At 69.2% G+C, this 14,056-nt stretch carries 16 protein-coding genes; 8 read left to right on the top strand and 8 right to left on the bottom strand.

The window, feature by feature from the left end; all coding sequences use genetic code 11:
• Positions 1–80: 80 nt before the first annotated feature.
• The 3 genes from ACW5E8_RS00710 to ACW5E8_RS00700 are packed head-to-tail and all read right to left on the bottom strand — an operon-like array spanning position 81 to position 3,192.
• Positions 81–782, bottom strand: coding sequence for an ABC transporter ATP-binding protein (locus ACW5E8_RS00710; protein ID WP_456963594.1), 702 nt, complete (start codon positions 780–782; stop codon positions 81–83).
• Positions 775–1,977: an ABC transporter permease gene (locus tag ACW5E8_RS00705; protein WP_456963593.1), complete on the bottom strand. Its 1,203-nt coding sequence runs from the start codon at positions 1,975–1,977 to the stop codon at positions 775–777. Before ACW5E8_RS00705 ends, ACW5E8_RS00710 begins: the two co-directional genes overlap by 8 nt.
• A gap of 3 nt (positions 1,978–1,980) precedes the next feature.
• Positions 1,981–3,192, bottom strand: coding sequence for an efflux RND transporter periplasmic adaptor subunit (locus tag ACW5E8_RS00700; protein WP_456963592.1), 1,212 nt, complete (start codon positions 3,190–3,192; stop codon positions 1,981–1,983).
• Positions 3,193–3,431: 239 nt separating this feature from the next.
• Between ACW5E8_RS00700 and ACW5E8_RS00695 the strand changes: the two genes are divergently transcribed.
• Entirely contained in the window at positions 3,432–4,001 is a 570-nt protein-coding gene (locus ACW5E8_RS00695; protein WP_456963591.1) for a hypothetical protein, read from the top strand.
• Positions 4,002–4,057: 56 nt separating this feature from the next.
• On the opposite strand, the gene ACW5E8_RS00690 is transcribed toward ACW5E8_RS00695, so the two are convergent.
• Genes ACW5E8_RS00690 through ACW5E8_RS00680 form a run of 3 tightly spaced genes read right to left on the bottom strand, consistent with a single transcriptional unit; the run spans position 4,058 to position 7,016 of the window.
• Entirely contained in the window at positions 4,058–4,369 is a 312-nt protein-coding gene (locus ACW5E8_RS00690; protein ID WP_456963590.1) for a BolA family protein, read from the bottom strand.
• Positions 4,366–5,601, bottom strand: coding sequence for an acetate/propionate family kinase (locus ACW5E8_RS00685; protein ID WP_456963589.1), 1,236 nt, complete (start codon positions 5,599–5,601; stop codon positions 4,366–4,368). Before ACW5E8_RS00685 ends, ACW5E8_RS00690 begins: the two co-directional genes overlap by 4 nt.
• Positions 5,598–7,016: a bifunctional enoyl-CoA hydratase/phosphate acetyltransferase gene (locus tag ACW5E8_RS00680; protein WP_456963588.1), complete on the bottom strand. Its 1,419-nt coding sequence runs from the start codon at positions 7,014–7,016 to the stop codon at positions 5,598–5,600. Before ACW5E8_RS00680 ends, ACW5E8_RS00685 begins: the two co-directional genes overlap by 4 nt.
• 169 nt (positions 7,017–7,185) lie before the next feature.
• On the opposite strand from ACW5E8_RS00680, the gene ACW5E8_RS00675 reads away from it, so the two are divergent.
• Genes ACW5E8_RS00675 through ACW5E8_RS00665 form a run of 3 tightly spaced genes read left to right on the top strand, consistent with a single transcriptional unit; the run spans position 7,186 to position 7,975 of the window.
• Complete coding sequence (locus ACW5E8_RS00675; protein ID WP_456963587.1) at positions 7,186–7,533, top strand: sodium/glutamate symporter; 348 nt, start codon at positions 7,186–7,188, stop codon at positions 7,531–7,533.
• Complete coding sequence (locus ACW5E8_RS00670) at positions 7,533–7,718, top strand: hypothetical protein (protein WP_456963586.1); 186 nt, start codon at positions 7,533–7,535, stop codon at positions 7,716–7,718. The genes ACW5E8_RS00675 and ACW5E8_RS00670 overlap by 1 nt, the downstream gene beginning before the upstream one ends.
• Positions 7,679–7,975, top strand: a complete 297-nt coding sequence (locus tag ACW5E8_RS00665) for a sodium/glutamate symporter (protein WP_456963585.1) — start codon at positions 7,679–7,681, stop codon at positions 7,973–7,975. The genes ACW5E8_RS00670 and ACW5E8_RS00665 overlap by 40 nt, the downstream gene beginning before the upstream one ends.
• 9 nt (positions 7,976–7,984) lie before the next feature.
• Here the strand turns inward: ACW5E8_RS00665 and ACW5E8_RS00660 are convergent, their stop codons facing one another.
• On the bottom strand, positions 7,985–8,413 hold the full coding sequence (locus ACW5E8_RS00660) for a helix-turn-helix domain-containing protein (RefSeq protein ID WP_456963584.1): 429 nt from the start codon (positions 8,411–8,413) through the stop codon (positions 7,985–7,987).
• Between the two features lie 183 nt (positions 8,414–8,596).
• Between ACW5E8_RS00660 and ACW5E8_RS00655 the strand changes: the two genes are divergently transcribed.
• Positions 8,597–9,340, top strand: a complete 744-nt coding sequence (locus ACW5E8_RS00655) for a glycosyltransferase (RefSeq protein WP_456963583.1) — start codon at positions 8,597–8,599, stop codon at positions 9,338–9,340.
• A 22-nt stretch (positions 9,341–9,362) separates the two neighbouring features.
• On the opposite strand, the gene ACW5E8_RS00650 is transcribed toward ACW5E8_RS00655, so the two are convergent.
• Positions 9,363–9,542, bottom strand: a complete 180-nt coding sequence (locus tag ACW5E8_RS00650) for a hypothetical protein (protein ID WP_456963582.1) — start codon at positions 9,540–9,542, stop codon at positions 9,363–9,365.
• Positions 9,543–9,679: 137 nt separating this feature from the next.
• Between ACW5E8_RS00650 and acnD the strand changes: the two genes are divergently transcribed.
• The 3 genes from acnD (at position 9,680) to prpF (ending at position 14,051) form a co-directional block, all read left to right on the top strand.
• Positions 9,680–12,292 (top strand): Fe/S-dependent 2-methylisocitrate dehydratase AcnD, encoded by a 2,613-nt coding sequence (gene acnD / locus ACW5E8_RS00645; RefSeq protein ID WP_456963581.1) that lies wholly within the window; start codon positions 9,680–9,682, stop codon positions 12,290–12,292.
• A gap of 46 nt (positions 12,293–12,338) precedes the next feature.
• Positions 12,339–12,785 carry an SRPBCC family protein gene (locus tag ACW5E8_RS00640; RefSeq protein WP_456963580.1) on the top strand — a complete coding sequence of 149 codons (447 nt, stop codon included), beginning with the start codon at positions 12,339–12,341 and terminating at the stop codon, positions 12,783–12,785.
• Between the two features lie 72 nt (positions 12,786–12,857).
• Entirely contained in the window at positions 12,858–14,051 is a 1,194-nt protein-coding gene (prpF, locus tag ACW5E8_RS00635) for a 2-methylaconitate cis-trans isomerase PrpF (RefSeq protein ID WP_456963579.1), read from the top strand.
• The last annotated feature ends 5 nt before the right edge of the window (positions 14,052–14,056 follow it).

The following is a 14,056-nucleotide window of genomic DNA, read 5'->3' as shown; positions in this document are numbered from 1 at the left end:
CCGCCCGCCCGGAGCGACGGGCAGGATTCCGCCCGCCCGCGTGACGCGTACGGATCGTGTCCGTGCACAGCCGGTCGACATCACCGGCGCTCGTCGGAAACCACCTGTCCATCCACCAGCGTGATCGTGCGGTCGCAGGTCTCCGACAGCCGCGGATCATGCGTCACCACCAGCACCGCACAACCGTATTCCGAGTTGAAGCGCCGCAGCAGCTCGAAGACTTCGGCGGCAGTCTTCGTGTCCAGGTTCCCGGTCGGCTCATCGGCCAGCAGCAGCGACGGTCGCGTCACCAGGGCGCGGGCGATCGCCACGCGCTGCTGTTGGCCGCCCGACAGCTGGTCGGGATGGCGGTCGGCGAACTTCTCGAGCCCCACGTCCGCCAGCAGTCCGCGCGCGGTGTCGACGGTCTCGCGGTCCGGTCGCCCGCGCGCGACCATCGTGGGCATCAGCACGTTCTCGAGCGCGGTGAACGCGCCGATCAGGTGGTGGAACTGGAACACGAACCCGATGTGCTCGCCCCGCAGTGCGGTGCGTCCCTCGTCGTCCATGTCACGCGTGGGCTTGCCGCGCAGGTAGAGCTCGCCATCGGTGGGCGAGTCGAGCAGGCCGATCAGGTTCAGCAGCGTGCTCTTGCCCGAGCCGGACGGGCCCACGAGCGCCGCGAAGTCCGCACTGTCCAGGTGGAGGTCGATGCCGTGCAGCACCTCCACTTCGTTCGGCTGACCGATGTTGTAGGACTTGCGCAGCCCTTCAAGCCGCAGCACCTCGCCAGCGTCAGCCATAGCGGATGGCCTCCACCGGATCCAGTCGCGAGGCGCGCGATGCCGGCACCAGGGCCGCGCCCACGCCGGCCAGGGTGGCCAGCGCCATCGCCGCCGGCACCAGCGCCACCGGCATCGGGATGAAGAACAGGCCGGGACCGAAGTTGTTGAAGGCCGCGATCAATCCCCAACCCGCCAGCCCGCCCACCGCCGAGCCCACCAGGCCCAGCACCGCGCCCTGCACCAGGAAGACCTGCAGCATCTGCCGCCGCCGCGTGCCCATCGCGCGCAGGATGCCGATCTCGCGCGTGCGCTGCGCCACGCTCACCGCGAGCACGCTGGCGATGCCGAACGCGACCGACACCGCGACGAAGAAACTGATCATCCGCGTGGACATGCTCTGCGAGGTCAGCGCGTTCATCAGCTGCGCATTGGTCTCCATCCAGCTCTGGGCCTGCAGGCCGGTCAGGCCGCGCACGCGCGCGGCGATGCGGTCGGCGCCGAAGAGGTCCTCGACGGTGAGGTCGATGACGGTGACGCCCCCGGGCAGCGCGAGCAGTGACTGCGCCTGCTTCAGGTCGAGGTAGACATAGCGCGCGTCGAGCTCGCGCACGCCGAGCTCGAAGATGCCGGCGATATTGACGATGGCTTCGCGGCCGTCGCCGGCATCGAGCCTGAGCTTGCCGCCAAGGCGCAGGCCGAGGTCTTCGGCCAGCTGCCTGCCCACCACCGCATCGCCGGAACCGACTTCAAGCCGCCCCTCGACCATGCTGTCGCCGAGGGGAATCACCCGCAGGTAGCGCGGCAGGTCCACGCCGACCAGCGCGACCGACTCGACGGCCTCGCCGCGGCGTCCGAAGGCAGGCCCGGAGACCACGGGCGATACCGCCGTGATACCGGCAAGCCCGTCGAGCACGTCACGCACCTGGAGCCAGTTGTCGATCGGCCGCAGCGCCTGCGCGCGGCGGTCCTCTAGCACCAGCTGCAGCGTGCCGGGCGCTGCGGGCGCGATGCGGTTCATCTCGCGCGGCGCCTCCACCCTGACGTGCGCCTGGGTCCCGAGCGTGCGGTCGATCAGGTTGTCCTGCAGCCCGGCGATCAGCGCGGTCACGAACACGATCACCGCCACGCCCACCGCGATGCCGAACAGGATCAGCAGGGTCTGCGCCCGGCCGTGGCGCAGGAAGCGCATCGCGATGGTGGATTCGATCCACATCGATCAGTCGAACTTGACCGGCAGCTCGCCGCGCGTGTCGCCGCCGACGTCCGGCGGCGCCTGGCCTTCGATGCGGACGCGTCCGCCATCATCGGGCAGGTCGCCGGATTGGAGCGCACCCGCGGCCAGCACGCGATCGCCGGCATCCAGGCCTTCAAGCACTTCGCTCATCGCCAGACCACGCAGGCCCAGCCGGACCGGCGTGCGTTCCACCCGGCTGTTGCGCACACGCAGGACGGTGGCACGGTCGGAACCTTCGCTTGCCTCGAGCAGCGCGTCGTTGGGCACGGCCAGCGCGTTGTCGCGGCTGCCGGTGAGGATGGTGGCGGTCACGGTCATGTCCTGGCGCACGAAGTCCGTGCCCGGGTCGATGCGCAGGCGGACGTCGACGGTTCCGCGCGCGGGATCGATGCCCGGTGCGACGTGGTACACGGTCGCGGAAAAAGGACGGTCCGGGAACGCGTCGGCGATGCAGGTGACGGACTGGCCAAGCGCAAGACGGGCGAGGTTCTTCTCGTCCAGCGGCAGCAGGACCTCGCCGGGGGCGTCGCGCGCGATCTCCAGCAGCACGTCGCCGGGATTGACCGTGTCGCCCGGCTCGACGTTGCGCACGAGGACGGTGCCGGCCACCGTGGACCGGATCACCGCGCGCGCGAGGTCGGCCTCGGCGGCGACCACGCGCTCGCGCGCCTGGGCCTCGCGGGCGCCGCCGTTGAGCGCTGCCGCGGCCACGCGTGCCTGGTCAGTGGCGGCACGCGCCGCGACCACGGCCTGCGCGGCCTGCTCCACGCTTTCCCTGGCCACGAGCTGGCGCTCGCCAAGCTCCCGGCGGCGGACCAGTTCACGCTCCGCCTGCGCCAGTTCGGCATTCGCCTCGCGCAGGCGCGCCTCGGCATCGGGGCGCTCGGCCTCGCGCAGCGCGGCGAGCGCGGCAAGCGCTTCGTCGCGACGGGCCTCCAGGTCGCGCGCGCGCAGCGTGACGAGCACATCGCCCGGGGCCACCCGGTCGCCCTCCATCACGCGCCGCTCGAGCACCAGCCCCGCGATCTCGGCGCCGACCTGCACGCGCGACAGCGCGGCCACGCGGCCGGTGGCGACGACGTTCTGCACCATCGGTCCAGCGACCACGTCGTACCCGGGCAGGACGGGGCCGCGCCATCTGCCCACGCCCCAGGCAAGGACCAGCACCGCGACGACGGCCGCGGCTGCAAGCATCCATTTGCGCCGCCCTGACATTCCGGCCATGGCTTCACCTGACGGGAAAACCGCATGTTGACCTGCTGGAGTGATGGCGGCAATGACGGCCCGGCGCGCTCCCAACCACCCCGATGTCAGCTGCGCGCGATGCCAGCGCGTGCAGCCTCGCGCCTGCATGGCGGCCCATCGCTCTCTTCCGCGATTTCAGGCCTGCGCATGGAGACACCCACCGCGCCCAATCGCAAAAAAGGATTCCAATGAAGACCATTACCTCCAGGCGCCGAGCGCCAGGCAAGCCACTCCTCAGCTCGGGCCTGGCCCTTGCCTTGACGCTGCCTTGCCTCGCCAGCGCTGCACCAATCTGGCAGCCCATTCCCGTCCCCGTGCCGTCACCGATCGACAACCGGACGCTGCTGATCGAGATTCTCCAGGAACTCCAGGACGTGCAGGACCGGCTGCAGCCGGAACGCGTGACTCTCTCATCCGGCGTTTTCTCGCTTCCTGCGAATGCGCGCTCGGTGGACTGGGTGCTGATCAACAATGACGCCGCGCCGCAGACGGTCACTGTCACGGTTTACAGATGGCGCATCGGCATGGGCAAAGTGGAAGTTGCACCCGGCCCCATCACTGTGACCATTGCGCCAGGCCATGCGACGCACAATGCCAACAGCGTCGGAACCACTTTCAGCTGGGGCGGAAGCTTCGAAGTGGTCGTGAGTGGCGGCAGTCAGAAAGTGCTGCCAACGGCAATGGTCTGGGAAGACCTGGGGAATACCGTGATTCCCGGTACCCACATCGGTCCAGGAGATTGGGTGCGGATCGATTGAGTTCATCGACTGGCTCAAGCCGGTGCCGTGCAACTGCGCGGCACCGGTGCAAGCCCCTAGATCTTGTCGTGCTTGCTCCCACCCAGGCAGCGCGGGGAGTCCGGCGCCGCACCCTGGTCGGCCCACTCACCCGGCGTGTAGGTATGCAGCGCCAGCGCGTGGATCTCGGCCATCAGCCCGCCCACTGCGGCATACACGGCCTGGTGGCGGCGCACGGGGGACTTGCCGTCGAACGTGTCGCTCACAACCACCGCCTTGTAATGCGTCTCCAGCCCACGGCTGTGCATGTGGCTTTCGTCCAGCACGTCCAGGTGCGTGGGCGACAGGGCGCCGAGGGCGGCGCGGATGCGGTCTGCTTTCGTGCTCATGCGGCCATTATCGCGGAAAGCGCCTGACTGGCCGCGATCCACTCCTCGTTCGTGGGTTCCACGCCCACCAGTACCCGGCTGTCCTGCGCGGAAATCACCGGTGAATGCGCATCGTTCGCCGTCGCGTCCAGGCGCAGGCCCAGGAACTCCAGGTCCCTGCACACGCGCTCGCGGATGAAGGCGTTGTGCTCGCCCACGCCGGCGGTGAACACCAGCAGGTCGAGGCCGCCCAGCACCGCCACCAGCGCACCGATCTCGCGCACGATCCGTCGCACGTAGAGTTCAAGCGCAATCCGTGCACGCTCGCCGCTGTCGCCTTCGTCGTCCTCGTGCGTCACGATCACGCGCGGTTCCGCCGAGATCCCCGACACGCCGAGCAGCCCGGAGCGGTGGTACAGCAGCTGGCCGACCTCTTCCAGGCCCAGCTTCTCGATCTCCATCAGGTACAGCACCGCGCCGGGATCCAGCGCGCCGGTGCGCGTGCCCATCATCAGTCCGTCGAGCGCGGAGAAGCCCATGGTGGTCGCAACGCTCTGCAGCTCACGCATCGCGCACAGGCTGGCACCACTGCCCAGGTGTGCGACCACGGTGCGGCCGCGCGCGACGTCGCCGTGGCGCTCGGGCAGCGCGGTCGCCATGTAGGCATATGACAATCCGTGGAAACCGTAGCGACGCAGGCCGCGCTCCCAGGCGTCATAGGGCAGCGGCAGGATCTGTTCGACCTTGGGCAGGGTGTGGTGGAAGCCGGTGTCGAAGCAGGCCACCTGGGGAAGCCGCGGATACTCGCGCAGCAGGATGGCGACGGCTTCCAGCGCGAAAGGCTGGTGCAGCGGCGCCAGCGGGATGTAGCCGCGCAGGTCGTCGAGCACGCCGGCGTCCACGCGCACGGGCTCGAAGTACCTGCTGCCGCCGTGCACCACGCGATGGGCGACCACGCCCACGCGGCGGCCGGCCAGCCTTTCGAGGATGCGGTCGCGGATCAGCGCCAGCGCGCTGCGATAGGGCTTGCCGGCGTCGAGCTCGACCGCGAACGGCTCGACGCCGCTCTCGCCGAAGTCGGGCGTGGGACCACCGATGCCCTGCACCTTGCCGTTCCACAGCGGCTTGCGCGGCAGCGGGTCGACGCCGCTGTCGTACACGGCGAACTTGATGCTCGACGAGCCGCAGTTGAGCACCACCACCAGGTCGGCGCCCGAAGACTCGACCGCGGGCGCCGCGGGCTGTGCGCTCACGGCGGGCTCCGGCGGTTGTGATGGGCCAGCATCAGCGCGATCGCGCAGGAGGCGATGCGCGCCTCGCGCGGGTCGGCGCGGCTGGTCAGCACCACCGGCACCTTCGCGCCCAGCACGATGCCCGCGCTGGTGGCCTGGCCCATGTACAGCAGCTGCTTGGCCAGCATGTTGCCGCTTTCCAGATCAGGCACGACCAGGATGTCCGCCTGCCCGGCCACCGGCGATTCGATGCCCTTGGTCTGCGCGGCCGCCATCGACACCGCATTGTCGAAGGCCAGCGGACCGTCGAGTACGCCACCGGTGATCTGGCCGCGATCGGACATCTTGCACAGAGCGGCGGCGTCGAGCGTGGCCGGCATCGTCGGGTTGACGGTCTCGACCGCGGCCAGGATCGCCACCTTCGGTCGCGCCACGCCGATCACGTGCGCAAGGAAGATCGCGTTCTGCACGATATCGGCCTTCTGCAGCAGGTCGGGCGCGAGGTTGACCGCGGCATCGGTGACGATGAACGGCCGCGGGTAATGCGGCGTCTGCATCACGAAGCAGTGGCTCACGCGGCGCTTGGTGCGCAGGCCGGATGCAGATGACACCACCGCCGACATCAGCTCGTCGGTGTGCAGGCTGCCCTTGATCAGCATTTCCACGTCGCCGCTGCGGGCCAGCTCGGCCGCGCGCAGGGCGGCGGCGTGGCTGTGGGCGACGTCCTCGATGGCGATGCCGGAGATGTCGAGGCCGGCCTCTTCCGCCACGGCCTCGAGCCGCGCGCGCGGGGCCACCAGCACCGGTTCCACCAGACCCGCGTCGCGCACGTCCAGCGCCGCGGCAAGGCTCAGCGCATCGCAGGGATGGACGATCGCGGCGCGCACCGGCTCGAGCGTGGCGACGTGCGCCAGCAGGCGCGCGAGGCCGTCGTTGCCGTTGGCGTCGCTGGCGTGGATGTCCGGAAGCGCGACGCGCTCGCGCTCGATGCGCTCGTCGCGCGCCAGCACTTCCACCTCGCCCTCGATCACGGCCTCGCCGTCCTGGTTCCGGCCGAGGCAGGCCAGCACCACGGCGCGGTTGGCGTCGTGCTTTGACGTCACCGTGATGCGAAGCGTCAGCGTGTCACCTGACGCCAACGGGCCTTTGAAGCGCAGCTCCTGCCGCCGGTACACAGTGCCCGGACCCGGCAGGCGCGAACCGAGCAGCGCCGCCAGCCAGGCGCCGGCCCACATGCCCATGGCGACGGTGTCCTGCGCGGCGGGCGTCGCGGCGCCCTTGCCCTCGGGATCATCGATGGCCTTGCCGGCCAGCAGCGCGAACATGCGCAGGTCTTCCCGCGTCAGCGTACGCGCGAGGCTGGCGCTGTCGCCGACGGAGATCTCGTCGAAGGTGCGGTTCTGGATGGTGTCGAGCGACGGGCTGTCTGCGGTCATCGGGGTCCCTTGCGGTGGGCGGATCGGCGGCGTCGCGCAACAAGCGCCACGCGGCCAGTTTCGCGGCAGCGGGCGTGCGAGACAATGACGATGGTCAATCCACGCGGTGCGGCGGGCGCGACAATGGCATGCATGTCGCGGGCGCCTGTGCCGCGATGAGGACGGAACCATGCCCCAAGCCATCGTCGACGGCGTCCTGTCCTTCGACGCCTTCGTCAGCATCACGCTGGCGATCCTGCTGCTGTTCGCCGGCAAGGGCCTCGCCGCGCGGATCGGCACGCTAGGCCGCTACGGCATCCCGGAGCCGGTGTTGGGCGGCGTGCTGTGCGCGGCCGTGGTCTGCGCGCTGTATTACGGCGCGGGGCTGATGGTGGGCTCGATCTCGCTGACCGGCGGGGTCGGCACCACGCTGGCCTGGGCGCCCCACTTCACCGACGAGCTCGGCATCGCAGAAGCCGCCGAGCTCGGCCTGGCATCGAACATGGTGGGACTGATCGCGGCCGCCGGCACCCGGTGATGCCCTCCGCCGACGCCACGCTCGAGGTCGGCCGCCTGTACGGCGGCGACTCGCGCGACACGCTCGACTACGAAGCCGTGCTGCTGGCGGTGTTCTGGCTCAACGTTGCGCTGATGCTGGGACACGCCTGGGACTGCAGCTGTGGGTGCTGCAGCCGATGCTGGGCTTCATCGCGGTGGCGATGACGCTGCAGATCGCGATGGTGGTGGGCTTCACCACGTTCATCGTGTTCCGCGCCATGGGCCGCGACTACGAGGCCGCGGTGATCTGCTCAGGCTTTGGCGGCATCACCCTGGGATCGACCGCCACGGCGGTGGCGAACATGACGGCCGTGGCGCGCGAGTATGGCGCGGCACCCAAGGCCTTCCTCGTGGTGCCGCTGGTGTGCGGGTTCGTGATCGACCTGGTGAACGCGCTGGTCATCGGCCTGCTGGCCGCCTGACCCCGCGGATTACTCGCTGGCGGCTTCGAGTCGCTTGGCGGCTTCGCGCTTGCCCATGCCGCGCAGCTCCGAGAGCCCCTGCACCTGCGCCTGGCGCGGCACGGTCTTGCCGGCTTCCCAGTTGTAGATCGACTGCGCACTGACCTCGGCCAGCTGGCCGTACTCGGCGGCCGACAGGCCCAGCTTCTCGCGGTGGGTCTTCAGTCCCTTGGCCGAAAAACGCAGCTTGCGGCCTTCGTCGCCTTCGGCCTGCACCTTCTTCGCAGGGCGCCCGGCGGACTTCAGCTGCCGCGACAGCGCCGCCACCTCGCGCTTGAGCGCGGCAATATCGCGCCGATAGCCGGCATTGGCCTTGCGGAGGGGGTCGAGTTGAGTCTTGGTTTCCTTGCGGGCAAGACGGGCGATTTCGGCTTTCAGAACGGTTGCGAGATTGGCCACCGGGTATTACTCCATGTTTCATCGGGGGATAAACGACGCAGTTTAGGTTCGAATGCCGGCCGCGTCGAATCCGGAATTTGCGAATGTTATCAATCGGCCCCCGGGGATTATCCGGATTGTCTTCACGCGCCTGCGGCAGACTGGAAGCGATCCAGATATTCAGGGCAATCCACCGGAGCGGACGTGCTTTCAATCATTATTCCCGCGCACGATGAAGCGCCGGTCATCGGCGCCACCCTCGACGCGGTGGCCATCGCCACCGTCGCATCCAGCCGCGTTGTCGAGTTGATCGTGGTGGATGACGCCTCGACCGATGCGACGGCAGCGATCGCCCGCGGCCGCGGGGCACGCGTGGTGCAGGTCGACCTTCGCCATATCGCGGGTGCCCGGAACGCGGGGGCGAAGGCTGCCGCCGGCGACCGGCTGTTGTTCATCGATGCGGATACCCTGGTCACCCGGCAGGCAGTGGACGCGGCCATGCAGGCGCTGGATTCCGGCGCGCCGGGCGGTGGCACGGCCGTCCGCTTCATGCGGCCGTTGCCGCTGCACATACGGATCTTCGAATCGGCGTCGATCGCCCTGTTCCGGCTGTTCCGCGTGACGCCGGGCTGCTTCATCTTCTGCACGCGCGATGCGTTCGACGCCGCGGGCGGATTCGACGAAGCCCTGTACGTGGCCGAGGACGTGGCGTTCGGGCGGGCGTTGGCCCGGCTGGGGCGCGTGGCGATCCTGCGCGCACCCGTCGTCACTTCGGCGCGGAAGATGCACACCTATTCGCTGGGCGAGAAGCTGCGCTTCACCCTGCGGTTCCTGGCTTCGCCCAGGCGCGTGGCGCGCACCCGGGACAAACTGCCGCTCTGGTACGGCCCGCGGCGCCACGACGCCGCCGGCCGGTCGGCCGGGCATGAGGACGGACAGGATGAATGAGTCGCTGATGCCTCCCCGGCGATCAGGAGACTTTTTCGAGAATGATCCAGATCGCGGCGGCAAACGTCATCAGGGCGAACAGCACGCCGCCCCAGCCACTGATTGCCGAAGGCTCCTTGCGCAGTCCGAAGCGCAGGAATCCCACGACCAGGGACGGCACCAGCAGCAGTATGGAAGCGAGTATCCAGCTGTATTCCGGCATATCGCCCTCCTCGCGCCGGGCCAGGCTTGGCCCGTGTATCCATACTGGCCTGACGAGCCGTTCCTGGAATTGATCCAGGGCAAGGCGCGCCGCGGCGATACAATGGGCGTTCCCCACCCGCGCCCCTGCAACTCATGATGAACAGCAAGCATCGCAAGCCCCTTCCCGGAACCTCGCTCGACTGGTTCGATCCCCGCGAGGCGGTGGAGGCACTGCGGCCCGGCGCTTGGGACGCCCTGTCCTACACGGCCCGCGTGCACGCCGAGAACATCGTCCGCCGCGCCGATCCCGCGCGTATCGATGATTACCTGCTGCAGCTCGTCGAGCGCCGCCGCGACCTGGATTTCCCCTGGTTCCCCGCGCGCGTCGTCTGCCACGACATCCTCGGCCAGACCGCGCTGGTGGACCTGGCCGGCCTGCGCGATGCCATCGCCGACGCCGGCGGTGACCCGGCGCAGGTGAATCCCGTGGTGCCGGTGCAGCTGATCGTCGACCATTCGCTGGCGGTGGAATGCGGCGGTTTCGACCCGGACGCGTTCACCCGCAACCGCGAGATCGAGGACCGTCGCAACGCCGACCGCTTCCACTTCATCGACTGGACGAAGAAGGCCTTCCGCAATGTCGATGTCATCCCGCCGGGCAACGGGATCATGCATCAGATCAACCTGGAGAAGATGTCGCCGGTGATCTACACGCAGGACGGCGTGGCTTTCCCCGATACCTGCATCGGCACCGACAGCCACACGCCGCACGTGGACGCCCTGGGCGTGATCGCGATCGGCGTCGGTGGGCTTGAGGCCGAGAACGTGATGCTCGGTCGCGCCTCGTGGATGCGCACGCCCGAGATCGTCGCCGTCGAACTCGCGGGCAGGCCGCAGCCGGGCATCACCGCCACCGACGTGGTGCTGGCGCTGACCGAGTTCCTGCGCCAGCAGAAGGTGGTCGGCGCCTATCTCGAATTCCGCGGCCCGGGCGCCGCTGCGCTGACCATCGGCGACCGCGCCACCATTTCCAACATGGCGCCGGAATACGGGGCCACCGCGGCGATGTTCTTCATCGACGACAACACGCTCGACTACCTGCGCCTCACCGGCCGCACCGACGAGCAGGTGGCGCTGGTCGAGACCTATGCGAAGACCGCCGGGCTGTGGGCCACGGACCTTGCCAACGCGCGGTACGAGCGCACGCTGCATTTCGACCTGTCATCGGTCGTGCGCAACATGGCCGGCCCGTCCAACCCGCACCGCCGCCTTCCGGTCAGCGACCTGGCCGAGCGCGGAATCTCCGGCAACCTCGCCGGCGCCCGCGCGCAGGAAGCCGAAGGCCTGCTGCCCGATGGCGCGGTGATCATCGCGGCCATCACCAGCTGCACCAACACCTCCAACCCGCGCAACGTGATTGCCGCCGCGCTGCTGGCGCGCAACGCCAACGCGCGCGGACTCACGCGCAAGCCGTGGGTGAAGACCTCGCTGGCGCCGGGCTCGCGCGCGGTGCAGCTATACCTTGAAGAAGCGAACCTGTTGCCGGAACTGGAACAGCTCGGCTTCGGCATCGTCGGCTTCGCCTGCACCACCTGCAACGGTATGTCGGGTGCGCTGGACCCGGCGATCCAGCAGGAAGTGATCGACCGTGACCTCTATTCGGTGGCCGTGCTGTCGGGCAACCGCAACTTCGACGGCCGCATCCATCCCCATGCCAAGCAGGCCTTCCTGGCCTCGCCGCCGCTGGTGATCGCCTATGCCATCGCCGGCACCATCCGCTTCGACATCGAGAAGGACGTGCTGGGCATCGACACGGACGGCCAGCCGGTCACGCTCAAGGACCTCTGGCCCAGCGACGAAGAGATCGACGCCGTGGTCAAGGCCAGCGTCAAGCCCGAACAGTTCCGCCGCGTCTACGAGCCCATGTTCCGCCTGGCGGTGGATGACGGCACGCGCGTGGAACCGCTGTACGACTGGCGCCCGATGTCGACCTACATCCGCCGCCCGCCCTATTGGGAAGGTGCGCTGGCCGGCGATCGTTCGATGACCGGCATGCGTCCGCTGGCCGTGCTCGGCGACAACATCACCACCGACCACCTGTCGCCCTCGAACGCGATCATGGCCTCGAGCGCCGCCGGCGAGTACCTCGCAAAAATGGGCGTGCCGGAAGAGGACTTCAATTCCTACGCCACCCATCGCGGCGACCACCTCACCGCGCAGCGCGCGACCTTCGCCAACCCGAAGCTGCTCAACGAGATGGTGCGCGATGCCGACGGCAACATCCGCCAGGGCTCGCTGGCGCGCATCGAGCCCGAAGGCCAGGTCACCCGCATGTGGGAAGCGATCGAAACCTACATGGCGCGCAAGCAGCCGCTGGTCATCATCGCCGGCGCCGACTACGGCCAGGGTTCGAGCCGCGACTGGGCCGCCAAGGGCGTGCGCCTTGCGGGCGTGGAAGTGATCGTCGCCGAAGGCTTCGAACGCATCCACCGCACCAACCTCGTCGGCATGGGCGTGCTGCCGCTGGAGTTGCAGCCGGGCACCACGCGACTCACGCTCGGCATCGACGGCACCGAAACCTTCGACGTCGTCGGCACGCCCGCGCCGGGCGCCACGTTGACGCTGGTGATCCGCCGCACGGACGGCAGCAGCGCCGAAGTGCCGGTGACCTGCCGCCTCGATTCAGACGAGGACGTCTCGGTGTACGAGGCCGGCGGCGTGCTGCAGCGCTTCGCCCAGGATTTCCTGGCGGCCACGACAGCGGCGTAACGCCAGGGGGCGTATCAGGCGGGTTCACTCCTGGGGAGGAACCCGCATGCCCGGAACCGTCACCCTGCACCGCGTGCTGCGCGCGCCTCCCGAGCGCGTCTACCGCGCCTTCGTCGACACCGACGCCCTGACCAAGTGGCTGCCGCCACACGGCTTCGTCGGCAAGGTCCACGAGATGGACGCGCGGGTGGGCGGCGGCTATCGCATGTCATTCACCAACCTCGGCACCGGCAAGGTCGAATCCTTCAGCGCCCGCTACACCGAGCTTGTCGAGAACCGGAAGATCGTCCACGCCGACCGGTTCGACGACCCTGCCCTTGCCGGCGAAATGTCGGTCACCGTGGAACTGGAGGCGAGCGTGGCCGGGACGGTGCTGCGCGTCGTCCAGCAGGGCATCCCGGACGTCATCCCCGTGGACTTCTGCTACCTGGGCTGGCAGGACTCGCTGGCCCAGCTTGCGCAGCTGGTCGAACCTGAAATCCCCGACGGCTGAGCCGGGCGGCCCGCAGCCGCGGCCCCGGAATGCCATGGGACAATGACGCGAGGCACCATCCGAGCGCATTCCATGACCGACGGCCCCCAGCACCCCGCGCCTCAACTGAGGATTCCCGCCACCTACATGCGCGGCGGCACGTCGAAGGGCGTGTTCTTCCGCCTCGAAGACCTGCCGGCGTCCGCGCAGGCGCCGGGCCCCGACCGCGATGCGCTGCTGATGCGCGTGATCGGCTCGCCCGACCCTTACGCCAAGCACACCGACGGCATGGGCGGCGCGACCTCGTCCACCAGCAAGTGCGTGATCATCGGTCCGGCCACGCAGCCGGGACACGACGTCGACTACCTCTACGGCCAAGTGTCAATCGACAGCGCCTTCGTCGACTGGTCGGGCAACTGCGGCAACCTGAGCACGGCCGTGGGGCCGTTCGCGATCGCCAACGGCTTCATCGACCGCGCGCGGCTGCCTGACAACGGCACGTTCGCCGTCCGCGTCTGGCAGGCCAACATCGGCAAGACCATCGTGGTGCACGTGCCGATCGCCAACGGCGAAGTGCAGGAGACCGGCGACTTCGAGCTCGACGGCGTCACCTTCCCGGCGGCCGAGATCGTGCTCGAGTTCATGGATCCGTCCGATGACGGCGACGACGGCGGCACGATGTTTCCCACCGGCAACCTCGTCGACGACCTGGAGGTGCCGGGCGTCGGCACCCTCAAGGCGACGATGATCAGCGCCGGCATTCCCACCGTCTTCGTCAACGCCGCCGACATCGGCTACGCCGGCACCGAGCTGCAGGACGCTATCAACGGTGATTCCAAGGCCTTGGCCATGTTCGAGACCATCCGCGCGCACGCCGCCGTGCGCATGGGCCTGATCGACGACATCGCCGGCGCGGCCACGCGCCAGCACACGCCCAAGGTCGCCTTCGTGGCGCCGCCGGCGGACTACGTGTCATCCAGCGGCAAGGCCATCGCCGCGGCCGACATCGATCTCAACGTGCGCGCGCTGTCGATGGGCAAGCTGCACCACGCGATGATGGGCACCTGCGCGGTGGCCATCGGCACCGCGGCGGCGATCCCCGGCACCCTGGTGAACCTGGCCGCCGGCGGCGGCACGCGCGAGGCGGTGCGCTTCGGCCATCCCTCCGGCACGCTGCGGGTGGGCGCCGAGGCGCGCGAAGCCGATGGCCGCTGGACGGTGACCAAGGCGATCATGAGCCGCAGCGCGCGGGTGCTGATGGAAGGCACGGTTCGGGTGCCCGGGTAGAATCG

This window comes from Luteimonas sp. A649, assembly GCF_054072735.1.
This window is presented reverse-complemented; position numbering and strand designations above follow the sequence as displayed.